Source organism: Pseudonocardia sp. P1, from assembly GCF_000178675.2.
Lineage (GTDB): Bacteria > Actinomycetota > Actinomycetes > Mycobacteriales > Pseudonocardiaceae > Pseudonocardia.
Genome location: NZ_ADUJ02000001.1, coordinates 5,130,877 through 5,154,907 on the forward strand (window position 1 = coordinate 5,130,877; position 24,031 = coordinate 5,154,907).

Below are 24,031 nucleotides of genomic sequence, written 5' to 3' on the forward strand. Positions count from 1 at the left end.
CGTTCCATCGTCGGCGTCGTCGCTCGCGGCGCCGTCCGATGTGCACCGGTAGCGTGGCCCGGCGTGAAGGTGACCTGGGAGGCACTGACCATCGAGGTCGGCGACCCCTCCGCGTCCGCGCGGTGGTGGGCGGAGACCCTGGGGTGGGACGTCGTCTCGGAGTCCTCGGCCGGCGTCGAGGTCCGCTCGCCGGACGGGACCGGGACCGGCCTCTTCTTCGTGCTCACCGCCGAGCCGAAGGCGGAGAAGAACCGGCTCCACCTGGACCTCCATGCGGAGGACCAGGGCGCGACGGCGCAGCGCCTGGTCGAGCGCGGGGCGGAGCGGGTGGACGTCGGGCAGTCGCCGGACGCGGAGTGGATCGTCCTCAGGGATCCGGACGGCCACGAGTTCTGCCTGCTGGAGCCACGGAACGGCTGACGGCTCCTGCCGCTGCCGGACCGCGCGTCCGGGGTCACGGGCCCGCGCTGCCGACCAGGTGCGCGAAGACGATCGTGTTGTCCCGGTAGCTGCCGGTGTCCTCGGCGAACGAGCCGCTGCAGGTGATCAGCCGGAGCTCGGCACGGTCGGTCGCGCCGTACACGCTCTGTGACGGAAAGGCGTCCTTCGGGAACGACCGGACGTCGTCGACCCGGAATGTGGCGGCAATTCCGTCGTCGCGTTTCACGACGATTTCCTGACCGGGCTTGATCCGTCCCAGATCGTAGAAGACCGACGGGCCCTCCGCGGCCGAGTCGACGTGTCCGAGAATGACGGACGGGCCGCGGAAACCCGGTGCTGCGGAACCGCGATACCAGGCTGCCTGGTCGTACAGCGGTCCTGGCTGTGGCACCTCGAGGGTGCCGTCCGGGGCGAGGCCGACCTCGTTGACCACGGACTCCACGCCGATCGCCGGGATCGAGATCGACGCCGGAGGGGACGGTGGGAGGACCGCACCGGCCGGCCGGGCGTCGGCCGGGACGGTACCGACGGCGCCGACGGCACCGGTGTCCAACGGACCGGTCTCGGCCGCCGGGGCGGGCGGACCGCCACCGAGCGCGGCCACGACGACCAGTACGGCCCCCGCGACGGCGAGCACGGCCGCGACGAGCAGGGCGGTCGGGCGGCGCCGTGACGGTGCGGGAGGCATGACGGCTCCGATCGGTCGGGACGGGGAGTCCGGTGCCCCGGCTGCCGGGGCACCGGACTTCCGGGTAGGTCAGCCCTGCGAGCCGGACCGGCGCCGGACCGCGACCGCGATGGTCGCGGACCCGGCCAGGAGCACCGCGCCGGCCGCGAGCAGGCCGGTATCGGTGCCGGACGTGCTGCCCCCACCGGTCTCCACGCCACCCTGCGGCATCGGCATCTCACCGCTCGTCGTGTTCACCACGATCGTCGCGATGCCGATGACGGTGCCGCCCTTCAGCGCGTCGGTCGAGAAGGCGCCGTTCAGCGCCTCGGCGGCGCCGGAGTTCAGGGTGACGGTGGTGCCGGTCAGCGTCGCGGTGCCCGCGGCCTCGTCCATCGTGATCGGCTTCAGGGTCGAGCCGTTGAGGTCGAACAGCGTGGTCGACTCGGCGACGGTCTGGCCGCCGGCGCGGACCCGGCCGGTCAGGACGGCCGGGTCGCCCGGGTCGATCACGAAGTTGTCCAGCGTGACCTCGGTGTCGCCCTTGGTCAGGGTCAGGCCGCTGCCCTGGTGCTCGATGCGCCCCTGGACGTAGGGCAGCACCTCCTCGGGCTTGTAGACCGAGACGTTGCCGCCGGTGATCGGGAACGACGCGGAGCCGTCGGCGATCGAGGCGTCGCCGAACGGGGCCGGGGTGACGCCGAGCGACTCCAGCGCGCCGGTGAAGCCGCTGTCGAGCTTCACCGAGGTGGACTTGCCGGTCAGGTTCGAGATCATCGCGATCGGCGGCGGCTGCTCCTGCGCGGAAGCCGCGCCGGCACCCACCACGGTCGCCGCCGCGGCGACCACCCCGATGGCGGTCAAGGTCGCCAAGCGTCGAACGGAACGCAACATCGGATTCTCCTCCGGCACCGGTCCACGGGCGGTTCCCGCGACCTTTCCCTCGTTCTTCGACATCGGGCCCGTGCCCGGTTCGGACGATTTCCACGAACCTGGCGAGTAATACGGAGAGTGGCGAGTTGTGCGGAGAGTGACGACGCTCGGGGTGTTCCGGCGGGCATCGTGTGCGGCGTCGAGAGGATCGGATCGGGCGTAACCCGGTGCCACGGCGCGTCGTTGTGGCGATCGAGGGTGCTGTTCCGGCACCTGCTCCCCGCCCGACCACCTCGCGGCGACCCCGGACCCGGTCGCCCTCCCCGTCGGGCCCGGCACGAGGAGACCTCGTGTTCCACGGTTTCACCAAGAAGTTCCTGCACGACTCGATCGATCGCAGCGCCGAGAACGGCATGGACCGCCGGCGCTTCCTCCGCGCAGCCGGCCTGACCGGCGCCGGAGTGGCCGGCCTGGGCGTCCTCGGCAGCGGCGTCGCCTCCGCCGGTGAAGGCGGGCTCCTCGACGGCATCCTCGGTGGCAGGGGCAGCGAGGACGAGTCCGCTGTGTCGGACGCCGCCGTGCTCAACTTCGCCCTCAACCTCGAGTACCTCGAGGCGGAGTTCTACCTGCGCGCGGTGACCGGCGAGGGACTCGCCGACTCCCAGGTCGACGGCCGGGGCGAGCTCGGCCGGGTCACCGGCGGGTACAAGGTCCCGTTCGAGACCAAGATCGGCCGCCAGTACGCCGAGGAGATCGCGCAGGACGAGAAGGCGCACGTCGACTTCCTGCGTACGGCGCTCGGCGATGCGAAGGTCGCCCGGCCGGAGATCGACCTCCAGGACGCCTTCACCGCGGCGGCGACGGCGGCGGGAGTGATCGGGCCGGGCGAGACGTTCGACCCGTTCAAGGACGAGACGAGCTTCCTGCTCGGCGCCTTCATCTTCGAGGACGTCGGCGTGACCGCCTACAAGGGCGCCGCGCCGCTGGTGTCGAACAAGACCTTCCTGGAGGCGGCGGCCGGCATCCTCGCCGTCGAGGCCTACCACGCCGGCCTGGTCCGCACCCTGCTCCTCCAGGGCGGCGCCGCCGACGCGGTCGGGAAGATCTCCGACGCCCGCGACTCGCTCGACGGGCCGTCCGATCTCGACCAGGGCATCGTGGACCGCAACGGCAGCGCCAACATCGTGCCGGCCGACGAGAACTCCATCGCCTTCTCCCGGACCCCGGGCCAGGTGCTCAACATCGCCTACCTCAACCCGGACGCGGTCGGCTCCGGCGGCTTCTTCCCGGCCGGTGTGAACGGCGAGGTCAATACCAGCGACGCCAACGGCTGACGCGCCCGGCACCACGTCACGTGAGCGCCGTCGTCCCGGACCTGCCCGGACGGCGGCGCTCACCTCTGTGCGGCACGGAGGGGCGGAACCTACTGATCGGCGGTGAGCAGCGCCGGGTCGATCTCGCGGCTCATGACGGCCGCGGCGACGTCCGTCAGCGAGAGCCCGTGGCGGCGCGCGTGGGTGCGCATGAGCTGGAAGGCCGTGTCGACGTCGACACCGGCCTGTGCCGCGAGGGCCCCCTTGGCCTGCTCGATCGGGATCCTGCTCCGCAGGGCGGAGCGGAGCTGGCGCCGTTCCCGGTCGACGCTGTCGAGTTCGTGCGCGTGGGTGAGGGCCGACGCCACGGCACCGGCGAGAAGCTCTGCGGTGTGGAGGTCCGGCGTCGTCCGACGGTGTCCGAGCAGGAGCAGCGCTCCGAGCGTGGTGCCGGGTGTGTGGTGGATCGGGACCGCCCACGCGCCGGTGACGCCGGCCGCGGCCGCCTTCGCGACGAACGCAAGCCACCGGGGCCGCTCGCGGGGCAGGTCGTCGCACAGGACCGGTCGCCCGCTGCGGGCGCACTCTCCTCCGGGGCCCTGGCCGAACCCCACGGAGACCACCGCACGTGCCCGATCCGACCCGGCCGAGGCGACACCGTGGACCGCGCCGTCCGAGATGAGCGCGGCACCCGCCGTGACGCCGAGGAGCGGGGCAGCGGACCCGGCCAGTTCGAGGAGCGCGTGGGAAGGGTCCCGCGCGTCCGTCCCGGCCAGGGCGACCGCGGCCACGGCGACGTCGCGGCTGCTCGCAGGCTCCATTGCAGGTTCTTCGGTCGATATGGGGGATTCGGTTCTGTCCTGTCCGTCTCTGCGGATCGTCGCGGCGACTGTCGGGTGCGCTCGACGCTCGAATCCCGGGGCCGGGACGGACTTAGGCTGCCCGACATGACGGAGCAGAGGATGCCCGTGGTCGGACGACGTTCGGCCCGGGCCGTCCTGATCGACGAGCGTGGTCACCTGGTGCTGGTCAAGCGCATCAGGCCGGGACGCCCGCCGTATTGGACAGCGCCGGGTGGCGGTGTCGAGGCGACCGATGCCTCCGTCGAGGCCGCACTGGGACGCGAGCTGGCGGAGGAGCTGGGCGCGACCGCCACCGGTCTCTCGCAGGTCTTCCTGTTCAGCTCACCGTCGGACGGCGGTGTCTCGGTACAACACTTCTTCGTCGCCCGGCTGACGGACCTGGACGAATCGGCTCGCACCGGTGAGGAGTTCACGGATGCCTCGCGTGGGGGCTACGAGATCGACCGGATCGACCTGCACGGTGACGACCTGGTCGCCGTCGACCTCAAGCCATCGGCGCTCAAGGAGTTCGTGCTCGCGAACCGTGCGGCCCTGCTGGCCGAGGCCGGCGTCACCGGCTGAATCCCGCCCGGGCGTTGCGGGACTTTCGGGAACGGGCCACGGCTGCGCAGGGCGAGGTGGAAGCCTCGTGCACACCGTCGTGAACCGGCTGCTGTTTCTGCCCACGGTTCCTCGCTCCCAAATCGGTGAAACAGGGTCCATCGCGGTGTGGGGACGGAGGTCAAGCGTCCAGGCCCAGCAGGTGAGTCCCGGGCCGTCGCCGGCTGTTGCTGTCAGCGAGTGCTGTCAGCAGCCGATGACGGATCGCGATGGCACTCGCCGCTCTCATCGTCGTGGTGGTGCCGTTGCCCTTACTGGTCCGGGTGTGAACGGGACGTCAGTTGAAGGGCGTGGTGGCGTAGCAGCTCGCGTAGGCGCCCCTGCCGGTCTCGGTCGCGACGACGGTGCCCTTGTCGTCCTTGATGGTGCAGGTGATCCAGCTGTCGCCCTTCTCGCTGGAGGTCGAGCCGTGGAGGCTCTGCCAGTTGCCGTTCGGCTCGGGAGCAACCGTCTTGGTCCATGGCAGCGCGGAACCGGCGGTGCGCGTGTCCGAGGTTTCGTTCACCGACTCCGAGTCACCGTTCGATGCCGTGTAGCTCAGCTGAGTGGCGCGGTAGTTCCCGGTCACCTCGTAGGTGTAGCTCGTCGAGGGTGCGGCCACCGGTGCGGCGGGCGCTCCAACGTAGGGCGTCGAGTCACTGGCCGGCGACCCGAGCTGCTCCATGCTGGCCGAGAACTGGGCAATCGCCTGGAAGAACATCACGACGCCGATGATCCCGACGACCGTCACGATGGTGGACAGGATCGTCCCGGACGCCGCCACCTTCGTGTTGGTCGCAGCACCTCGGCGGGCCCGTCCCCAACCGATGAGCCCGAAGACCAGGCCGAGCGCGCCGAGGATGACGGCGATGAAGCCGGTGATCGGCATCAGCATGAAGACTGCGCCGGCCAAGGCGAGGCACAGCGACGCGATGCCCAGGCCGTTCCTCGGCTGGGAAGCCCCCATGGCGGGGTATCCCTGCGGAAAGTTCCCGGGTCCGTACTGGTAGTTCGGAGCTCCCTGGGGGTACCACTGAGCCGGGACAGCCGGCGGCTGCCGGTCTGCTCGCGTCGGCCACGGCTGTGCTTCCGGGCCACGGCCGACATGCCCGTTCGGCAGCTGGGTGGGCCGCTGCTCGCGGTTGTGGATGTCGGTCATCGCACGGCTCCGTTCGGAACGCTGGTGTGGGCTGAAAGCACCAGCGTCATCGGGGCCACCTGGCACGTCGTTACCCAGACGCAAAAATTGATGACGTCTGCGTCCGGCACTACAAGTGGCCAGCTGGCAGGTGGAGAGTCACCGCGCCACGACCAGTGCACTGGCAGCGCGACGAGCTCGCCGCCAGCGCTCATCATCGGCAGAGCCGAGGCGAGCCAGCCAACTAGAGATTCCGAGTTGGCAGTCCTGGACAGTGCGGGGGAGCGCGGGATAGTGCCTTTGAGCTGGGGGAACGTCTCGGGTTGGTCGCGGCCGGTGGGTGCTGTTGGTGGTGGTTCCAGGTAGGTAAACGTGGGGTTCGATCTTGAGGTGGCCGGGTGAGGGGGTTGGGCCCACATCTCTCCGGCTCCCTCGTCCTGACCCCGCACCTCGTCGTGGTGGTGGTGTCCAGGGGCGGCGTAGCCGCTCGCGTAGCGACGCGGAGCGCCCTGGACGGCAGCGCCGCGGCGTGGACACTCGTATGGACAGGGACCATGACTTGCAGTCGGCCGTGCCTGGCCTGGACTTGGCGCCACCTCGTGCGGCGTCCCAACTCTGGCTTAGACGCGGGGCTGTCGCTCGAGCGCGTGGCCATGGCACAGGCGGGCTTCAGGACGGGTCGGTCGTAAAATGCACCCAAAAGCAGCCCAGCTGAGCCCCAGACGGGGCATGATAGTTGCTTGGAGGTGCTCTGGGTGGAAGCTGGGTAGGTGAGGCAGTGGCGAAGCACAAGCTCGGCGTGGTGTCGCCGGAGGAGGTGCACGCACTCCTGTCTCCCACCGCGCAGGCCGAGAGCGTGGGGCAGCTTAAGTGGGATGAGCAGAAGTCTGGATGCTATGAAGGGGTACTTGAGGTTACAACCTCGGTGTCAAACTGCGAACGCAGCAGTCTTCGCATCTACGTGGTCCGACTCGCGGCATCCGAATTCTCGCTTCAGTATCTCATTGGGACTGAGAGAAGTCGCAGGGTGGCGATCAGGAGGTTAGACGTAAATGGCGATCACAAAGATCTGATTAATACCACCCACAAGCATAAGTTCAACGCCGAAACTGGCCACGAGTCCGCCTACGTTCCTACCGATATACCAAACGTTGACCTCGGTCCGACTGTGCCGATCGGAACATATCAGCAAATATTTGAAGCTTTTGCGAGTGAATGCCACGTTTCGCTAGATGGGGATTACTGGAGCGAGCCATGGTAGACAAGCTGGAGCGTCAGGCTATTGTGTCTGCTCTTCTTTCGGGGCTGAACGACAGTATCGCTGTAACTCCCTACGCGCATGGGTTTCTGGTTAGTCTCCCTCTCTACTTCTACGACGATGATCGCGTCAAGCTCTTTGTTGAACCCCTAGAGGGTGGCGTAAGAGTCGGAGACAGAGGTCTGACTGCTATGCGCCTTCACATGTCTGAGGTCTCACTGACCTCGAAACGAGTTCAGGAGGCTCTCCGACAGTCTGCCGGGAATGGTCTCTTCGCCGTAGGTGAAAGTCATGGAGAGATCACAGGCTTCGGCTCATTCTCCGATTTGCCTAAGCTGGTGTATAGTGTGGCGTCAACGGTTATTCGAGTTGATCAGGTTCGCTGGCTCGCGACGGAAAGACGACCTCCAGTATTTCGCGACCGTGTTGTATCTGAATTGCGGTTGATCGTAGGGAGAAGCGAGCGCGTAACTCCAAACGCTGCAATTCGACTGCAGTCTGGCCGAGAGAAGCACGTTACTGCTTCTGTTGCCTCAGAAGCTGTAGAGAAGCGGACTCCGGAGTCGTCGCTGTACGTCCAAGCGTTGAGTGGTCAAGATAGCGAAGCGCGCGAGAGTTCGGTGTCGCGGTGTTATCATCTTTTCTCTCTTGCTGCGACCCCGCGTGAGAATCTCGTAGCTATCGCATCGGGTAGCAGAATCGATTGGCCAGATTCGTTAGTCGACGAGATAAGTCGAGTTTCGACGGTGGCGTTCTTTGAGGAGAGCGGTTCGATTGCGCACGTCGTAGGCGAGAAGCTTGCGACCGTAGGCTAGCGGCATCTCATGAAATCGAAGCCTGCGCCTCTCCTTGATCTCAGTTAGAACGGAGGCTCCTCGACGTACCCTGGCGGCTTCGGGGCTAGATTTCCTGTTTCGTAAAGCGCTTTGGCTGTATCAAAGGCGAGAGTGAACGAAACTTCGTCGATCCACGGCTTCTTGATGACATGAGACCACCAGTCAAGCTCGGAAAGTCTTCCGATGGCGATATCGTAGGGGCCATCCAGGCGTTTCAGCGTTGTGTCGGTAAGTGCCCACTGGGGCGAAAAGATCTCGACAATAGGTCCAATCGGCTCTCGTATTCCACTAGCGCCGGTCGCTCGATCGTATGCTAAATCGAGGATATGCCTAAGGTCTGAGAACACCGCGCCAGCCTGATATGGCGCGTCTCCTGGGTATCTCCCCGCCGCTTGCACCTTCTCGGTCAAATCGACCAGAACGTCTACCGCGGTGTCCTCTTCACCGTCCATGCTTCGGGCCCAGCGAACATTTCCGAGTGCGCTACCGTCTTGGTGCTCCAGGAACAGTTCAACGCTACCGTCATACGTGCCGAACGCCATGCCAGGTGCGAATCTTAGGTAGACGTCTGTCTCGCGCAAACAGACTCGTGGTCCGCGATTTGAGATGAGGTCCAGGTCTTTTGCCCTTGTTAGTGCGGTCGCCACAATTTCCCGCGAGGGTGCGTTCTCAATTCGGTCGAAGAGTGCTCGATCCTCGGTCCTCTTCTCTACGAGCCGCTGCATAACTGCTTCTGATATATCCTCACGTACACTTCTTACCTCTTCTTTGGTTTGGTCAACTTCGCTAGCAAGATTCGCGACGTTAACGTTCGTCTTGACTATTTCTTGGTTGAACTTCTCCTCTTGCGCCTCAGTGAACTGGCGAAGCCGCGTCTCCATTGCCTGCGATAGAATGAGGAGTGGCGCGAAAAGCATCAAGGTTGCACCGAACTCGATGGCGACGTTGCCGTACCAGTCGTTTTCGATAATTGCCGAAGAGGCCAGTAGGCCCAGTCCAACGACGATGATGCACACGGTGATGGAGGTGTATCGCTTTCCGAGCGGCAGCGTTCTTCTCACACTTAAGCATCGGTCCCTTCGATCCGCTCGTTACGGAGTAGCAGTAGGCGGTGTGCGTCGCGCTGGGGCGGTGGTTGCGATGACAGACTTTGAAGGATTCGGCTGGTCCCGAGGGTCGTGGCGGGCGTGCGCGCGCCGGCCGCCGGGCCGGAGGCGATAGGCGGACGGCAGCGACGCCGCCCGTCCGGCCCGTCAGGGCCGGCTTGAAGACGTAAAGAAAGTCCTCACCGACCGAGCGGGTGGATTCCGGTCGACCACGGCCAACGGTCCGGGCAAGCGCCCGGGCGGCCTCTTAGGCTCGGAGATGTGATGGTCCTCGACGCAGCCCGCTCGGTGGCTGAACGCCACCTCGCCGGGGCGTTGCCGCGTCGCTGGAACCACGTCCAGGGCGTCGCCACGCGCGCTGAGGTCGTCGGCCCGCATTTCGATGGGGGTCCGGTGCTCGTCGCCGCCTGCTGGCTCCACGACGTTGGCTACGCGCCCGACCTCGGCACGACACGGTTCCACCCGCTCGACGGTGCTCGTGCGTTGCGCGAGTGGGGCGCCGACGACCTCATGTGCGGCCTGGTCGCGTACCACTCCGCTGCGGCCCACGAGGCTGACGTCCTGGGCCTGCTCGATGAGCTACGTGCCTTCGACGATCCGCAGGGCCTCGTCCGCGATCTGCTCTGGTACCTCGACATGACTACGAGCCCGGACGGCGAGCGCGTCTCGTTTGACGACCGCATGGCTGAGGTGCAGGAGCGCTATCCCGCCGACCACTACGTGAGTCGCGCTCTCGACGGCAGCATGGCCGACCGCCGTGGTGCCGTGGACCGCGCCGAGTCATGGCTGTCGTCCGTCGGCTTGGCTGGTCAGGTGTAGTACGGGTCCCGCCGGCTGAATCCGTGCTCGATGCGCAGTCGGATCGACGGGTGAACGTCGATGCCGTCCAGCTTCGCCCGCTCGACCCACAGCACTTCCGAGGACTCGTCGCTCGTCCTCGGCTCGCCGCTTACTGGCCGGGCGCGGAAGCAGATGGAGAACTCCTGTCGGACTTCGCCGTCGCTGTAGGCCATGACGTGGTCGGGATTGCTGTAGATCCCGACCAGGCCGGCCACCTCGATCCGGATGCCGGTCTCCTCGTCGGTCTCACGGACCGCGGTCCCGGTCATGGTCTCGCCGAGCTCGTGGCGTCCGCCGGGAAGCGCGTAGAGGCCGTTGTCGGTGCGGCGGATCATCAGCAGCCGGTCGCGCTCGTCGGTGACGAACGCGCTCACGGCGATGACGATGCTGGTCGCCTTCGGCGCGTCGGGGTCGTGGAAGTGGTCGGTCCGGGCCACGCGCCGGTCACCAACGCGCTGGGGTCGAGGTGCTCCACACGTCGACGAAACTACGCGCATAGGTGTCGAACAGGTCCCCGGCGCCGAGCTTGCGCAGATGCAGCGCTGGGGCGTGGGCGCCGGGGACGCCGTAGACGTGAGTGTTGATGATGGCCTGGTCGTCGAACCGGAAGATCGAGTTGTAGAGCGTGGTCGTGTGGAACCGGAACTCGACGCCCGGGGTGTCCATTAGCGGCCGGTACGCGGCCAGCCCGTAGCGGATCCGCGCGGCCAGCGTCCCGGTCCCGAGGCGTTCCTCCTGGCTACGCAGCTCGACGGCGTCGCTGTCGGGGTCGCCGAAGTTGATCCGCACGGTCACTCCGGCGCCGGCCTTCTCAGCCACGGTGCGAATGAAGTCCGGACGCTCGATGAGGAACTGCCCGGCGTGGACCAGGATGTCGATCCGATCGGTCGCCGAGGCGAGCAGCTCGTCCCACAGCTCTGCGGGGACCGCGCCGCGGTGCGGGTAGGCGGCGACGATCTCCGAGGCCGCGATCTTCGCCTGACGCTCCGGCGGCACCGCCGCGGGCCACAGGTAGGACTCGCTCTGCCCGACCAGCGCTGACAGCGCGGCCCGGTGCCGGGCGTACGGGGTGCGGCCCTGGGTGGCCCACCGCTCGACGGTCTTGGCGTCCACGCCGATCTGCTCGGCCGCCGTCGCGGGCGTGAGGCCAGCGCTCATCAGCGCGTCGCGCAGTCGCTCGTTCGCCATCGCCGCACCCCTCCAGAACACGAGCTGGGACGTCTTGAGTCTAGCTGAGACGTCCTGAGATGTCCCTCTATGTGGTCGGGCCGTCCCGGTGATTTCCGGAGTCTTGGACCTGCCCCGCTACGAGGGCCATCCCGATTCAGTCCCTGGAGGACGGTCATGGCAACGATCAAGGTCGACACCACCGGCACCCGCTACACCGTCGGCGCAGCCCCGCGTCCGAAGAACGACATGGACGGCCGTCAGCGCACCGACCGCCAGACCGGGACCCCGCTGTTCACCACGCAGCTGGTCAAGGTCGACGCCGAGGGCGCCGAGATCCTCACGATCACGACCCCGGGCGCCCCGCAGGTCGAGCAGGGCGCGGAGGTCCGCCCCGTGGGGCTGATCGCGATCCCGTGGCAGCAGGGCCAGCGGGCCGGTGTGGCGTTCAAGGCCGACCGGATCGAGCCCGCGCACGCGCAGGCGTCCAAGGCCTCCTGACCGCCCGTCTGGTCGGTGGTGCGGGTCGGGGCTGTCTTCCCCGGAGCCCCGCCCCGCACCCCGACGCCTCACCGCTGTTCGCGCTCCCCGCCTCGTCGCTCGCCCCGCGTCTGGAAGGCCCTGTCATGGCTCGCAACGCCGCTCCTGCCCGCACCTTCGGTGCCGGGAAGTCCCGTGTGGACTCCTTCGAGATCATCTCCGCCCCGCCCGCCAACCCCGCCGTCCGCGTCGCCGCACTGTTGTTGCGGCTGCGCGCGGAGCTGTTCGTCCTCGCCGTCGGTGTGTGGGTGTGGGTGGCGCTGGGCCCGGACCACGTCCGCAACGAGGCCGGCCGATTCGTCGCCGTCCCCGACACCGGCTTCGACACCACCACGCGGGTCGCGCTGTTCGTCGCGGTCGCCCTGGTGCTGGCTGGGCTGCCGTGGACGCGGCGGTTCCTGTTCCACCGCGCCCAGGCCGTGCTCACCCGCCACCGGGTCCGTCAGGTCCTCGTGGAGTGCCGGGTCCTGAACTCCCGCTCGCGGGCGTGCCCGTTGACGGTGTGGGCGCGTCCGACGCGGGTCGGTGAGGTCGTGTGGGTGGTACTTCGGGCTGGGATCGCCCCGCACGCCGTCGCGGACCAGGCCGAGGAGCTGGCGTCGGCGTGCTTCGCCCGTGAGGCGCGGGTGGTGGTGTGGCCGCGGTTCACCAATGTCGTGCGGGTGGAGATCATCCGCCGGGACCCGCTGGCGCCGAACCTGATCCGCTCGGACCTGTTCCGCTACGCCTCCGGCGACATCCACGACCCGGGCTGGCCCACCAACGACGGCCCCGGCCCCGGCCCCGGCTCCGACGTCCCGGCCCCGCGCCGTGAGCCGTCCCGCCCGGCGCTGCCTGCGGCGCCTCAGCCGGCGTTCGACGGACCGTCCGACAGCGGTCGGGGTGGGGACTGGTCGGACTATGTCTGAACACCCGCCCACACAGCCCCTCCCGCTGATCATCGACGACGAGGATGCTCCGGGTCGGCTGGTGCGGCCGCTGCTGGTCCTGCCCCGGTGGGCCGATAAGTACCGGGCCCACCGCCGCGAACGTCGTACCGATGACGGCCCGTCGATCTGGGAGCCGATCCACCTCGGGATCGATGAGGATGGGCGTCCGGTCCGGGTCCCGCTGATCTACCGCAACATGCTCCTGGCCGGGGAGCCCGGCGCCGGGAAGTCGGTGGGGCTGAACAACATCGTCGCCCACGCCGCCCTTGCGACGGACTGCCGGTTGTGGTTGTTCGACGGGAAGATCGTCGAGCTGGGCCTGTGGCGGAGCTGCGCGGACCGGTTCGTCGCCAACAGCCTCGACGACGCCATCTCAGCGCTGCTGGACCTGCAGTCGGAGATGGACTCCCGCTACGCCGTCCTCGACGACGAGCGCCGACGCAAGATCGCCCCCGCCGACGGTGTCCCGCCGATCGTGGTCGTCCTCGACGAGCTGGCGTACTTCTCCGCGACCGTCGGGACCAAGCGCGAGCAGGAAGCGTTCTCCGTGCTCGTGCGTGACCTGGTGGCTCGGGGTCGTGCGGCCGGGATCATCGTCGTCGCGGCCACGCAGCGCCCGTCCTCGGACATCATCCCCACGTCGCTGCGGGACCTGTTCGGCTACCGGTGGGCGTTCCGCTGCACCACCGACGCGTCCTCGGACATCGTGCTCGGGCACGGCTGGGCGGCCCGCGGCCACTCCGCCGCCTCGGTGGCGCCTGAGACCAAGGGGATCGGGTTCCTGCTCGCCGAGGGCGGCATCCCGCGCCGGATCAAGGCCGCGCACCTGTCCGACGAGCAGGTCTACGCGCTGGCCGACCGCGCCGCCATGCGACGGCTCGCCGCCGGGATCGCCGATCACACCGGGGACCAGGACCTCGACGACGCCACCGGTGGTGCGGCATGACAGGCGCCCGCCCGACGACCGCCGAGCTGGTCCACGCCGGGCTGCGCCGGTGCGCGGCTGCCCGCCGTCAGGTCAGCGCCCGCTACGACCGTGGAGCCCTCACCGCCACCGAGTGGGCCGAGGCCCTCGCCGCATTGCACGCCCGCGACGCCCGCTGGTGGTCTGTGCTCGCCCACACCGCTGTCGCAGACCGCACGATCCCGCTCGTCTACGTCGCGGCTGTGTCCGACGCCGAGGCCGCCGCCCTGCGCGCTGCAGCCGACTGGGCCTGCACCGCCCGCGAGTACACCCGCACCGCTGCGGCTCGGGTGGCGTGATGAGCACCGGCCAGCACTCGGCGACCGTCGACAGCCTCGCGGCCCGACGGCTCACGCGCCTGGCCGGACAGACCCCCGCCGCCGACCTCATCACCGCCGCCGCACGACGCGAGGACTTCGCCGGGTGGCTTCGCCACGTCACCCCCGCCGCCGGATGCGCCCACCCCATCCGGCTGTCCGGGACCGTGTTCCGCGTCGAACAGGCCACCGGCCGGATCACGTCTGAGCGCCACACCGCCGAGATGCCCGACGGGCTGATCTACACCGCCTGCGGCAACCGCCGCGCGAGCGTCTGCCCGTCGTGTGCCGAGACCTACCGCGCGGACACCTTCCAACTCGTCACCGCCGGACTCGTCGGTGGCAAAGGCACCCCCGCGAGCGTGGCCGGGCACCCGTGCGTGTTCCTGACCGTCACCGCACCCTCGTTCGGCCCGGTCCACACCCACCGCACCGACCGGAAAGGCCGGCCTCTCCCGTGCCGCCCCCGCCGCGACGACACCACCTGCGAGCACGACGTGTCCCACGCCTGCTGGGAGCGCCACGCCGCCGACGACCCGCGCGTCGGGCAACCGCTGTGTCTGGACTGCTACGACCACCCGCACCAGGCGGTGTGGAACCTGCACGTCGGCGAACTCTGGCGCCGCACGATGATCGCTGCCACCCGCAACCTGCGGCAGCTCGAGAAACTCACCGGCCACAAGCTCCGCCTGAGCTACACCAAGGTCGCCGAGTTCCAGGCCCGCGGCGCAGTCCACCTCCACGCCCTGGTCCGCCTCGACGGCCGCGACCCCGACCCGGCCCTGGCACACCTGACCCTGCCGCCCCCGCCCGGGATCTCCGCCGCCCAGGTCGCGCTGCTGCTGCGGTCCGCGGTCACCGAGACCTCGTTCACCACCGCCTCGCACCCCTACCGACCCGAGGGCTGGCCGATCGCCTGGGGCGAGCAGGTCGACCCCCGACCCGTCCGGCTCGCCGCCCGCGACCTCGACGACGCCGCCGAGATCACCACGACCGCCGTCGCCGCCTACCTCGCCAAGTACGCCACCAAGGCCACCGAGACCGCCGGGCACCTCTCCACCCGACTGCGGCCGGACACGGTCCGCTCCTACACCGACCACACCACCCACACCGGCCGCCAGATCGACGCCTGCTGGCGCCTCGGACAACGCCCCGGCGGCTGGGACCCCGACGGCTGGTCGACCTCCTGGGGACGGCTGTGGCGGTGGGCGCACATGCTCGGCTTCGCCGGACACTTCTCCACCCGCTCCCGGCGCTACTCGACGACGTTGACTGCGCTGCGGCAGGCGCGGCGGGACTGGCAACGCGACCACGCCAACCCCCGCCCCGCCGCCGACGACATCGAGCGCCTCGACGACGGGGAGGACACCACCGAGGTCGTCATCTCCGCGCTGCATTTCGCCGGGATCGGCTGGCACACCACCGCCGACGCCCTGCTCGCGAACACCGCGGCCGCCCAAGCCCGGGCCAGGAGGCGCACCGCCCGCGAGGAACTGGCCACCACGACCGCATGAGCCCTGGGAGACCCATGAACCGCGTGTTCCTGACGGCGGAGGAAGCCGCCGACGCACTGCACATCAGCCGGAGCAAGGTCTACGACCTCCTCCGCAATGGCGATCTCGTCTCGATCAAGATCGGCCGACTTCGCCGCGTCCCGGTCGACGCCGTGCAGGACTTCGCCCGACGGCTGATCGAGGCAGGGGAGGACGCCGCGTGAGCAAGAACGTCAACGGCGACGGCAGCGTCTGGAAGCGCAACGACGGCCGCTGGTCCGGCGCCGCCTACGTCCGCACCAGTATTGGCCGGACCGAGCGCCGCTACGTCTACGGCAGGACCAAGAAGGAGGCGCTGAGCAAGCTCGTCGAGCTGCAGGACCGGCACGACAAGGGCATCCCGGCTGGACCGACGAAGCTCACCGTGGAGCAGTTCCTGGCCGAGTGGCTGGACCACATCAAGCTTCACGTCCGGCCCCAGACCTGGGCGGGTTACGAGAGCAACGTCCGTAATCACCTCACTCCGAGGCTGGGCCGGAAGAAGCTCACCGCGCTGTCGGTGCGCGACGTCCGGCTCATGGTCGACGACCTCAAGGCCACGGGCACCAGTCCGCGGATGGTCCAGTGGATCCACTCCACCCTGCGGGTCGCGTTGCAGCACGCGGTCGCCGAGGAACTGGTGACCCGCAACGTCGCCCGCAGCGTCCGCGTCGCTCAGCCGTCGCGCGACTCCTTGACCGAGCCGCTGACCGCCGAAGAGGCAAAGGAGTTCCTGCGGGCGGTCAAGGCCCACCGGCTGCACGGGCTCTGGGTGACCGTCCTCGTGCTGGGCCTGCGGCGCTCGGAGGTCTGCGGGCTGCACTGGGACGACGTCGACCTCGGCCGCGGCACCGTCAAGATCCAGCGTGGACTGCAGCGCACCGGGGGCCGGCTGCAGGAGCTGCCGACCAAGACCCGGCGGTCCCGCCGGACGGTGCCGCTGCCCGCCATGGTCGTCGATGCCCTGCGCGAGCACCAGGAGCGCCAGCGCGCTGAGCGCACGGCGGCCGTGCGGGGGACCTGGACGGACACGCCGTACGTGTTCACCTCGTCGGTCGGCACCTCGCTCGAACCGCGGACCCTGACCCGCACGTTCCACGCGCTGCTCGAACGGCACGGGTTCCGCAAGGTACGGTTGCACGACCTCCGACACACCTGCGTGAGCCTGCTGCTCTCGCTCGGCGTGCACCCACGGATCGTCATGGAGATCGTCGGCCACAGCGCGATCGAGATGACGATGAACGTCTACGGGCACGTGACGCTCGACAGTCAGCGCGACGCCCTGGACCTGCTGAACGCCCAGCTCGGGGCCGGTGCCGAGAACGCCGACGAGCACTGAGGTTGCTGTCAGATGCCGCTGTCAACCGCCTCCGGAACGCCGCTCACGGCGACGTTCCCGCTGGTCGGGGTGGCGGGATTTGAACCCACGGCCCCTCGCTCCCAAAGCGAGTGCGCTACCAAGCTGCGCCACACCCCGTCCCGCGCAGTCTAGCCCCGCTCCGTCGTTGCACCGCGGCGACGTCACCCCCGCCGTGCGTGCGAGGTGCAGGGCGGTGTGTCCCGCGTGACAGCGCCGAGCCGTTGATCGACCCGCGACCGCGTTCTTAAGGTAAGCCTTCCCTAAATCATGGAGGAGCGCCGCTTGAGATCGCCGTCCCGCCCCACGGGGCTGCACGACCCGGCCGCAGAGCACAGCAGCTGCGGTGTCGGGTTGATCGTCCGGAAGGACGGGGTGCAGACCCACGACGTCCTCGTCCACGCCCATCGTGCCCTGTGCGCGGTCCCGCACCGCGGCGGCATGTCCGCGGAGGGCGTCGGCGACGGTGGCGGCGTCTCGGTCGATCTCTCGGTCCGGTTCTTCTCCGGGCTCGCCGGACGCGAGCTGGAACCGGGCCGGTTCGGCGTCGGCAACTTCTTCCTCCCCGCCGACCCCGACCGGGCCGCGGCGGCGGAGAAGCTGGTCACGAGGGTGCTGGAGGACGGCGGCTGCACGGTCCTCGCCGTGCGGGACGTCCCGACCGACCCGTCCGCTCTGCGTCCTGCGGCGGTCGCCGCGCAGCTCCCGATCCGGCAGTGGATCTTCACGGTGCCCGCGGACGCCGCCGAGCCGGAGCAGCTGACGCACCGCTGCCTGCTCGGCGTCGAGGCGGCGGCGTACACCGAGCCGGATCTCGCGGGCCTGTACCCGCTGAGCCTGTCCACCCGCACCCAGGTCCTCAAGGGACGGTTGAACTCGTGGGAGGTGCTGCGCTGGTTCACCGACCTGCGCGACCCGGCGCACGAGGTCCGGAGCCTCTACTTCCACACCCGCTTCTCCACCAACACCGACCCGCACCCGACGATGGCGCAGCCGTTCCGGCTGATCGCGCACAACGGCGAGCTCAACACCGACCGCAAGAACCGGATCGCCGACGACGCGCTGGCCCGCGCCCGTGGCCGTCGCATCGTCCGGCCGCCGGGACAGTCCGACAGCGCGCGGTTCGACCAGACGCTGCACGGCCGCGTCGCCGAGGACGGGCTCGATCTCGTCGCCGCCGTCGTCTCGATGATGCCGCCGGCCTGGGAGAACGACCGCTCGATGGCCGGGCCGGTGCGGGCGATGCTGGAGTACTTCTCGCTCGCCGAGGAGTGCAACGACGGGCCGGCCGCGATCGTCTTCTCCGACGGCGACGTCATCGGCGCCCGGCTGGACCGGCTGGGCCTGCGTCCACTGCGGACCTGCGAGACCGACGAGTACCTGACCGTGTCGTCCGAGGCGGGCCAGTTCGACCTGCCCGCCGACCGGGTCGTGCGCCGCGGCCGGATCGAGGCCGGCGGGATGCTGTGGTGGAGCGCGTCCGAGCAGCGCAGCTTCGACACCGCGCAGACGCTGGAGCGCCTCGCCGCGCGGGCCGACTACCCGGCCCTGCTGGAGCGGGCCCGCACGACGCTGGACGGCCTGGCCGCGGCCGCGCCGGTCGCCGTGCCGGACGCGTGGCTGGGCCTGCACCAGCGCTACGTCGCGTACGGCCTCGACCAGGAGGCCTTCCGCTACCTCATGGACCCGATGCTCGACAGCGGCGCCGAGCGGATCTCCGCGATGGGCTACGGCAACGCGATCAACGCCCTCACCGACCGCGAGGGTGGCGTCGCACGGTTCTTCACCCAGCGGTTCGCGCAGGTCACGAACCCGCCGCTGGACCCGATCCGCGAGGCCGACGGGATGACGCTGCGCATCGCGCTCGGTGCCCGTCCGACCGGCCCCGGCGACGGCGGCACGCACCGGATCGTGCTCGGCTCGCCGGTCCTGGACGCCGGCGACCTCGACCGGCTGCGCGGCCAGGACCGGGTGCCCGTCGCGGAGTTCCCGCTGCTCCACACCCCCGGCGACCTGGAGGGGGCGATCGAGCGGCTCTGCGCCGACGTCGTCGCCTTCGCCCGCGACGGCGGCGGCATCGCCCTGCTCGACGACCGCGCCGTCGGCACCACGCTCGCGCCGGTCCCGGCGGTGCTCGCCGCCGCCGCGGTGCACCGCGCGCTGACCGAGGCCGGGCGCGGCCCGTCGGTGTCGCTGGTCGTCGCGACCGGGCAGGTGTGCTCGGCGCACCACCTCGCCGTCGTGCTGGGGTTCGGGGCGTCGGCCGTGCACCCGCACGCGGTGCGGCTGCGCGCCGAGGAGCGGTTCGGCGCCGACGCCGGCGACGCGTTCGGCCGGTTCCGGAAGGCCGCGGAGAAGTCCCTGCTCAAGACGATGGCGCGGATCGGGCTGTGCACCGCAGGCAGCTACGTCGGCGGCCGGTTCTTCGAGCCGGCCTACCTCGACACCGACGACCCGGTTCTTCGCCGCTGGTTCCCCGACCTGGACTCGCCGGTCGGCGGCGTCGGCTTCGCGGCGATCGAACGGTCCACGGCGGACTGGCACGCCCGCGCGCTCGCCGTCACCGGCGCCGACGACGTCCCGCAGCTCGGGTTGTTCAAGGAACGGTCCGACGGCGCCGGGCACTCCTACGGCGTCGCCGCCGTCCGCGCCTTCGCCGGCCTGACCGACGAGGCGACCGGGCTGACCGCGACGCCGGTCGAGCCGTCGCTGCGGCTGCTCCCGCTCACCGGGCTGCACGACGCGTTCGGCCTGCACGACGACGCCTACACCCACACCGGGCTGCGTGCACTCACCGACGCCGAGATCGACGACTTCACGATCACCCCCGGCTACCGGGACTTCGTGCGCACCCTGCACGCCGAACGGGAGCAGCGGCCGTCCGCGCTGCGCGACGTGCTCGGGCTGCCGCTCGACCTGCGCCACGGCCCCGGCGTGCTCGACCGCGCCGACCCGGACGGCAACGTGTGCGTCGCCGTCCGCGGGCTCCGCGTCGACGGCGCGACGCTGGAGACCGACGATGACCCCGCGGCCCTGGCCCGCTACCTGCGGGACCGCTTCGGCACGGACGTCGACGTCGAGCAGCAGGCGGGGAACGTGCTGCGCTGCACCGCCCGCGGTGCGGCCCGCGCCTGGCTCGACCTGCTGGTGCCGGCCCCGGAGCCGGTCGCGCTCGACACCGTCGCCCCGGCCCACGAGATCACCCGGGTGCTCGCGTCCGGCGCGATGAGCCACGGCGCGCTCGTCGCCGGTGCGCACGAGGCCGTCGCGCACGGCACGAACATGGTCGGCGGCCTGTCCAACTGCGGCGAGGGCGGCGAGGCCCGCTCCCGGTTCGGGACGATCCGCGGCTCCCGGATCAAGCAGTTCGCGTCCGGCCGGTTCGGCGTCTGGGCGGGCTACCTCGCCGACCCGATGCTCGAGCAGATCGAGATCAAGATCGCGCAGGGGGCGAAGCCGGGGGAGGGCGGCCAGCTGCCCGGGCCGAAGGTCACCGTCGACATCGCCGCCGCCCGCGGTGCGACGCCGGGCGTCGAGCTCGTCTCCCCGCCGCCGCACCACGACACCTACTCGATCGAGGACCTGGCCCAGCTCATCCACGACTGCACCGCGGCCCGGGTGAAGGTCGTCGTCAAGCTGGTGTCGTCGGAGGGGATCGGCACGATCGCGGTCGGCGTCGCCAAGGCCGGCGCGCACGTCATCAACGTCGCCGGGAGCACCGGCGGGACCGGCGCCGCCGCCGTCACCAGCCTGAAGTTCGCCGGCCGGTCCGCCGAGCTCGGCGTCGCCGAGGTGCACCAGGCGCTGTCCGCGCACGGCCTGCGCGACGCCGTCGAGGTGCGGTGCTCCGGCGCGCACCAGACCGGCGGCGACGTCGTCGTGTCCGCACTGCTCGGCGCCGACGGCTTCGAGTTCGGGACGACCGCGCTGATGATGCTGCGCTGCGTCATGGCGAAGAACTGCAACGTCAAGTGCCCGGCCGGGATCACGACCAACGCCGAGGCGTTCGACGGCGACCCGCGCGCGCTGGCCCAGTACCTGCTCGACGTCGCGCACGAGGTCCGCGAGATCCTCGCCGGGCTCGGCCTGCGCAGCCTGCGCGAGGCGCGCGGCCGCTCCGACCTGCTGCACCTCGTCCGGCACCCGGCGATCGTGGCGCGGCTCGACCTGCGCCGGGTGCTGCACCGGGTCACCGCCGGGCAGGTCGCCGACCCGGTGCGGGTCGGCACGGACCACGACCACGACGAGGACTGGTCGGCCCGCGTCCGGGCCGCGCTGGCCGCCGGCGCGTCCGGTGTGGACGTCGACGGCGGCGAGCTCGGCAACCGGCACCGCTCGGTGGGCGGGCGGCTGTCCGTCGACGTCGAACGCATGCTGAACCACGAGCGGGTCCCCGGCCCCGTGCTCGCCGACGACCGCGGCCGCCGCTTCCTCCCCGAGGCGTGGGCGCGGATCCGGACCCGTGGTGCCGCCGGGCAGTCCTACGGCCTGCTGTGCAACGACGGCATCTCGCTGGAGCACACCGGCACCGCGAACGACGGCGTCGGCAAGGCCGCCTGCGGCGGGACGATCGCCGTCCGCTCGCCCGGCGGCGGTGGCACCGGTCCCGGCGGCAACGTGCTGATCGGCAACTTCGCGCTGTTCGGCGCCACCGGCGGACGGCTGTTCGTGCAGGGCGAGGCGGGGGACCGGTTCGCCGTCCGCAACTCCGGGGCGAGCGCCGTCGTCGAGGGCGTCGGCGACTTCGGCTGCGAGTACATGACCGGCGGCGCGGTGCTGAACCTCGGCGCGTCCGGCGTCGGGCTCGGCAACGGCATGTCCGGCGGGTTCCTCTACCAGTACGACCCGGCGGGCACCGCGCGGTTCAGCACCGACTCGGTCGACGTCGCCGCGGTCGACGGCTTCCACGACGTCGCCGTCCGGCAGCTGCTCACCCGGCACCACGACGCCACCGGCTCGCCGCTCGCCCGCCGGCTGCTCGACGGGTGGGAGCGCGAGCGGGCGCACGTCGTCGTCGCGACCCCGCGGGCGCTGCGGCTCTACCAGGATGCCGACGCGATCCTCGCCGCCCGCACCCGCGCCGAGCTCGTCGACGAGCTGGCCGAGGCGCTCGCGGCGCACCAGCTGCGCCGGCACAAGGTCGCCGCCCGCGACGGCGTCCCGGTCGCCCACGGGATCGTCCCGGACGGCGCCACCGAGCAGATGTACGCGCTGCTCAACGCGCTGACCGTGCAGACCGTCGCCGAGGACGTCGCCCGGCGGCGCGGGGCGGACGCCCGGAACCTGCTGCTCACCGAGGACCACGCCGTCCGCGCCCGGCTGACCCGCTACGCCCGCGAGGCGCTGGCGGGCTACCCCGACGACGAGCTCGCCGTCCTCGTGTCGCACAAGCGGGTCGGCGACCTCAAGGCGGCACTGGCCCGCCGCGACGTCTACGGCACCGACAGCCCCGGCACGTTCGGCTGGATCATCGCCCAGGACCGGGCGAACACCGAACGGCTCGGGCGCATCCCCGGCTTCGAGGAGCTGTTCGCCGCCGAGGCCGCCCCGGACCTGGTGGGGACGCCGTGACCGCCGACCCGATCCTGACCGGCCTGGACATCGCGGCCGACGCGCCCTTCACCCCCGAGCAGCGGATCTGGCTGTCCGGCTACCTGGCGGGCGCCCGATCCGCGGCGCGGCCGGCGACGCCCGGCCCGGACGCCGCGCACCCGCCGGTGCACGTCCTCTACGGCACCGAGACCGGCAACGCCGAGTCGATCGCCGAGACCGTCGCGGGGCAGCTGACGGCGGCCGGTGCGCCCGCCGAGCCGGTCGAGCTCGACCAGGTCACCGCCGACGCGCTCGCCGCGATGGAACGCGTGGTCGTCGTCTGCTCCACCTACGGCGACGGCGAGATGCCGGACGACGCCGACCTGTTCCGGCAGCTGATCGAATCCGACGACGCCCCGCGGCTGGGGTCGACGACGTTCGCCGTCTGCGCGCTCGGCGACACCGCCTACGACGACTTCTGCGCCGCGGGCCGGCTGATCGACGCCCGGCTGGAGGCGCTCGGGGCGACCCGGGCGCTGGAGCGCGTCGACTGCGACGTCATGTGGGAGGACCAGGCCGGGCAGTGGCAGGCAGCCGTGGTCGAGACCTTCGCGGGCGGTGCGGCCGGGTCCGCCACCGCGCGGACCCCGGACGAGAAGTCCACATGGGACCGTCGGAACCCGTTCGCCGCCGTCCTCGCGCACAGCGTGCGGCTGTCCGGGCCCGGGTCGGACAAGGAGATCCGCCACCACGAGCTGGCCCTCGCCGACTCCGGGATCACCTACGCCGCAGGCGACGCGCTCAACGTGCTGCCCGCCAACGATCCCGAGCTGGTCGAGGCGCTGATCGAGCACCTCGGCCACGACCGTGACACCGCCGCCGGCGACCGTCCGCTGCACGAGGCGCTGACCCACGCCCACGAGATCGTGACGCCGTCGAAGGACCTGCTCGCCGTGCTGGCCGAGCGGACCGCCGACGACGAGATGCGGGCCGCACTCGGCGACCGCGGCACCCGCGACGCCTACCTGTGGGGCCGTGACCTGCTGGAGCTCCTGCGCCGCGCCCGGCTCCGCCTGGAGGTCGAGGAGTTCCTCGGGCTGCTCCGCCCGCTGCAGCACCGGGCCTACTCGATCTCGTCGAGCCCGCTCGTGTCACCGGACCGGATCCACCTGACCGTCGCGAGCGTCCGCTACTCCTGCGGGGACCGCGCCACCGGCGGGGTCTGCTCCACCCACCTCGCCGACCGGCTCACCACCGGCGACACGACCGGCGTCTTCCTGCAACCGAACACCACGTTCCGGCCGCCCGCCGACGACGTCGACATGATCATGGTCGGCCCGGGGACGGGCATCGCGCCGTTCCGTGCGTTCCTCCAGGAACGCGAGGCCCGCGGCGCCACCGGCCGCAACTGGCTGCTGTTCGGCGACCGGCACCGCGAGCACGACTTCCTCTACGAGACCGAGCTGACGGAGTGGGCCGGATCCGGCCTGCTCACCCATCTCGACCTGGCGTTCTCCCGCGACCAGGCCGAGAAGGTCTACGTCCAGACCCGCATGCGCGAGCACGGCGCGCGGCTGCACGCCTGGCTGGCGCAGGGCGCGCACCTCTACGTGTGCGGGGACGCGACGCGGATGGCCCGCGACGTCGACGCCGCGCTGCACGCGGCCGTCGCCGAGCACGGCGGCACCGACGCCGACGGGGCCGCGGCGTTCGTCGCGGACCTCAAGCGGGAGAAGCGCTACCTGCGTGACGTGTACTGACACTACCGATCCGGAGCAC

The 24,031-nt window shown here is 70.5% G+C and carries 21 protein-coding genes and 1 tRNA gene; 14 read left to right on the forward strand and 8 right to left on the reverse strand.

Features of this window, described 5'->3' with window-relative positions; translation table 11 throughout:
- The first annotated feature begins 63 nt into the window (after positions 1-63).
- On the forward strand, positions 64-420 hold the full coding sequence (locus PP1_RS23740) for a VOC family protein (protein WP_010228134.1): 357 nt from the start codon (positions 64-66) through the stop codon (positions 418-420).
- Between the two features lie 34 nt (positions 421-454).
- Here PP1_RS23740 and PP1_RS23745 read toward each other — a convergent pair whose 3' ends face one another.
- Together PP1_RS23745 and PP1_RS23750 are read right to left on the reverse strand one after the other, a co-directional pair.
- Positions 455-1,129, reverse strand: coding sequence for a class F sortase (locus tag PP1_RS23745; protein WP_010228132.1), 675 nt, complete (start codon positions 1,127-1,129; stop codon positions 455-457).
- A 69-nt stretch (positions 1,130-1,198) separates the two neighbouring features.
- Positions 1,199-1,981: a hypothetical protein gene (locus PP1_RS23750; RefSeq protein ID WP_010228130.1), complete on the reverse strand. Its 783-nt coding sequence runs from the start codon at positions 1,979-1,981 to the stop codon at positions 1,199-1,201.
- A gap of 350 nt (positions 1,982-2,331) precedes the next feature.
- Here PP1_RS23750 and PP1_RS23755 point away from each other — a divergent pair, with 350 nt between their 5' ends.
- Positions 2,332-3,315 (forward strand): ferritin-like domain-containing protein, encoded by a 984-nt coding sequence (locus tag PP1_RS23755; protein WP_010228128.1) that lies wholly within the window; start codon positions 2,332-2,334, stop codon positions 3,313-3,315.
- An 89-nt stretch (positions 3,316-3,404) separates the two neighbouring features.
- On the opposite strand, the gene PP1_RS23760 is transcribed toward PP1_RS23755, so the two are convergent.
- Positions 3,405-4,115: an ANTAR domain-containing protein gene (locus PP1_RS23760; protein WP_010228127.1), complete on the reverse strand. Its 711-nt coding sequence runs from the start codon at positions 4,113-4,115 to the stop codon at positions 3,405-3,407.
- Between the two features lie 126 nt (positions 4,116-4,241).
- Here PP1_RS23760 and PP1_RS23765 point away from each other — a divergent pair, with 126 nt between their 5' ends.
- On the forward strand, positions 4,242-4,718 hold the full coding sequence (locus PP1_RS23765) for an NUDIX domain-containing protein (protein ID WP_202796354.1): 477 nt from the start codon (positions 4,242-4,244) through the stop codon (positions 4,716-4,718).
- Between the two features lie 316 nt (positions 4,719-5,034).
- Here the strand turns inward: PP1_RS23765 and PP1_RS23770 are convergent, their stop codons facing one another.
- Complete coding sequence (locus tag PP1_RS23770) at positions 5,035-5,895, reverse strand: DUF4190 domain-containing protein (protein WP_139323940.1); 861 nt, start codon at positions 5,893-5,895, stop codon at positions 5,035-5,037.
- Between the two features lie 757 nt (positions 5,896-6,652).
- On the opposite strand from PP1_RS23770, the gene PP1_RS23775 reads away from it, so the two are divergent.
- A complete protein-coding gene (locus PP1_RS23775) occupies positions 6,653-7,135 on the forward strand; it encodes a hypothetical protein (protein ID WP_139323939.1) in 483 nt (160 codons plus the stop codon).
- 856 nt (positions 7,136-7,991) lie between these two features.
- Here PP1_RS23775 and PP1_RS23780 read toward each other — a convergent pair.
- A complete protein-coding gene (locus PP1_RS23780; protein WP_139323938.1) occupies positions 7,992-9,029 on the reverse strand; it encodes a hypothetical protein in 1,038 nt (345 codons plus the stop codon).
- Between the two features lie 306 nt (positions 9,030-9,335).
- Here PP1_RS23780 and PP1_RS23785 point away from each other — a divergent pair, with 306 nt between their 5' ends.
- Positions 9,336-9,893, forward strand: coding sequence for a hypothetical protein (locus tag PP1_RS23785; protein WP_010228120.1), 558 nt, complete (start codon positions 9,336-9,338; stop codon positions 9,891-9,893).
- Here the strand turns inward: PP1_RS23785 and PP1_RS23790 are convergent.
- Positions 9,884-10,351 carry an NUDIX hydrolase gene (locus PP1_RS23790; protein WP_010228118.1) on the reverse strand — a complete coding sequence of 156 codons (468 nt, stop codon included), beginning with the start codon at positions 10,349-10,351 and terminating at the stop codon, positions 9,884-9,886. The two genes, PP1_RS23785 and PP1_RS23790, sit on opposite strands and share 10 nt — an antisense overlap.
- 7 nt (positions 10,352-10,358) lie before the next feature.
- Complete coding sequence (locus tag PP1_RS23795) at positions 10,359-11,102, reverse strand: helix-turn-helix domain-containing protein (protein WP_010228116.1); 744 nt, start codon at positions 11,100-11,102, stop codon at positions 10,359-10,361.
- A gap of 156 nt (positions 11,103-11,258) precedes the next feature.
- On the opposite strand from PP1_RS23795, the gene PP1_RS23800 reads away from it, so the two are divergent.
- The 7 genes from PP1_RS23800 to PP1_RS23830 all read left to right on the forward strand — a co-directional run bounded on the left by PP1_RS23800 (position 11,259) and on the right by PP1_RS23830 (position 16,702).
- Entirely contained in the window at positions 11,259-11,582 is a 324-nt protein-coding gene (locus PP1_RS23800) for a hypothetical protein (RefSeq protein WP_010228114.1), read from the forward strand.
- 125 nt (positions 11,583-11,707) lie between these two features.
- Positions 11,708-12,529, forward strand: coding sequence for a hypothetical protein (locus PP1_RS23805; RefSeq protein ID WP_075314603.1), 822 nt, complete (start codon positions 11,708-11,710; stop codon positions 12,527-12,529).
- Positions 12,522-13,496 carry an FtsK/SpoIIIE domain-containing protein gene (locus PP1_RS23810; protein ID WP_075314601.1) on the forward strand — a complete coding sequence of 325 codons (975 nt, stop codon included), beginning with the start codon at positions 12,522-12,524 and terminating at the stop codon, positions 13,494-13,496. The genes PP1_RS23805 and PP1_RS23810 overlap by 8 nt, the downstream gene beginning before the upstream one ends.
- The gene (locus PP1_RS23815; RefSeq protein WP_010228109.1) at positions 13,493-13,813 is read left to right on the forward strand and encodes a hypothetical protein; all 321 of its coding nucleotides are present in this window, start codon (positions 13,493-13,495) and stop codon (positions 13,811-13,813) included. The genes PP1_RS23810 and PP1_RS23815 overlap by 4 nt, the downstream gene beginning before the upstream one ends.
- Positions 13,813-15,345: a replication initiator gene (locus PP1_RS23820; RefSeq protein WP_010228107.1), complete on the forward strand. Its 1,533-nt coding sequence runs from the start codon at positions 13,813-13,815 to the stop codon at positions 15,343-15,345. Before PP1_RS23815 ends, PP1_RS23820 begins: the two co-directional genes overlap by 1 nt.
- A 14-nt stretch (positions 15,346-15,359) precedes the next feature.
- Positions 15,360-15,548 (forward strand): helix-turn-helix domain-containing protein, encoded by a 189-nt coding sequence (locus PP1_RS23825; RefSeq protein ID WP_010228105.1) that lies wholly within the window; start codon positions 15,360-15,362, stop codon positions 15,546-15,548.
- A complete protein-coding gene (locus PP1_RS23830) occupies positions 15,545-16,702 on the forward strand; it encodes a tyrosine-type recombinase/integrase (RefSeq protein WP_010228103.1) in 1,158 nt (385 codons plus the stop codon). The genes PP1_RS23825 and PP1_RS23830 overlap by 4 nt, the downstream gene beginning before the upstream one ends.
- A 61-nt stretch (positions 16,703-16,763) precedes the next feature.
- Here PP1_RS23830 and PP1_RS23835 read toward each other — a convergent pair.
- Positions 16,764-16,840 (reverse strand) — tRNA-Pro (locus tag PP1_RS23835).
- Positions 16,841-17,005: 165 nt separating this feature from the next.
- Between PP1_RS23835 and PP1_RS23840 the strand changes: the two genes are divergently transcribed.
- Together PP1_RS23840 and PP1_RS23845 are read left to right on the forward strand one after the other, a co-directional pair.
- On the forward strand, positions 17,006-22,291 hold the full coding sequence (locus tag PP1_RS23840) for a glutamate synthase-related protein (protein ID WP_029239420.1): 5,286 nt from the start codon (positions 17,006-17,008) through the stop codon (positions 22,289-22,291).
- Positions 22,288-24,012 (forward strand): diflavin oxidoreductase, encoded by a 1,725-nt coding sequence (locus PP1_RS23845; RefSeq protein ID WP_010228099.1) that lies wholly within the window; start codon positions 22,288-22,290, stop codon positions 24,010-24,012. The genes PP1_RS23840 and PP1_RS23845 overlap by 4 nt, the downstream gene beginning before the upstream one ends.
- The last annotated feature ends 19 nt before the right edge of the window (positions 24,013-24,031 follow it).

Bases quoted from the DNA above. Each gene is read 5' to 3' on its own strand.
- PP1_RS23770 (WP_139323940.1), bottom strand. From the start codon at position 5,895: ATGACCGACATCCACAACCGCGAGCAGCGGCCCACCCAGCTGCCGAAC.
- PP1_RS23800 (WP_010228114.1), top strand. From the start codon at position 11,259: ATGGCAACGATCAAGGTCGACACCACCGGCACCCGCTACACCGTCGGC.
- PP1_RS23745 (WP_010228132.1), bottom strand. From the start codon at position 1,129: ATGCCTCCCGCACCGTCACGGCGCCGCCCGACCGCCCTGCTCGTCGCG.
- PP1_RS23810 (WP_075314601.1), top strand. From the start codon at position 12,522: ATGTCTGAACACCCGCCCACACAGCCCCTCCCGCTGATCATCGACGAC.
- PP1_RS23760 (WP_010228127.1), bottom strand. From the start codon at position 4,115: ATGGAGCCTGCGAGCAGCCGCGACGTCGCCGTGGCCGCGGTCGCCCTG.
- PP1_RS23820 (WP_010228107.1), top strand. From the start codon at position 13,813: ATGAGCACCGGCCAGCACTCGGCGACCGTCGACAGCCTCGCGGCCCGA.
- PP1_RS23765 (WP_202796354.1), top strand. From the start codon at position 4,242: ATGACGGAGCAGAGGATGCCCGTGGTCGGACGACGTTCGGCCCGGGCC.
- PP1_RS23805 (WP_075314603.1), top strand. From the start codon at position 11,708: ATGGCTCGCAACGCCGCTCCTGCCCGCACCTTCGGTGCCGGGAAGTCC.
- PP1_RS23815 (WP_010228109.1), top strand. From the start codon at position 13,493: ATGACAGGCGCCCGCCCGACGACCGCCGAGCTGGTCCACGCCGGGCTG.
- PP1_RS23795 (WP_010228116.1), bottom strand. From the start codon at position 11,102: ATGGCGAACGAGCGACTGCGCGACGCGCTGATGAGCGCTGGCCTCACG.
- PP1_RS23825 (WP_010228105.1), top strand. From the start codon at position 15,360: ATGAACCGCGTGTTCCTGACGGCGGAGGAAGCCGCCGACGCACTGCAC.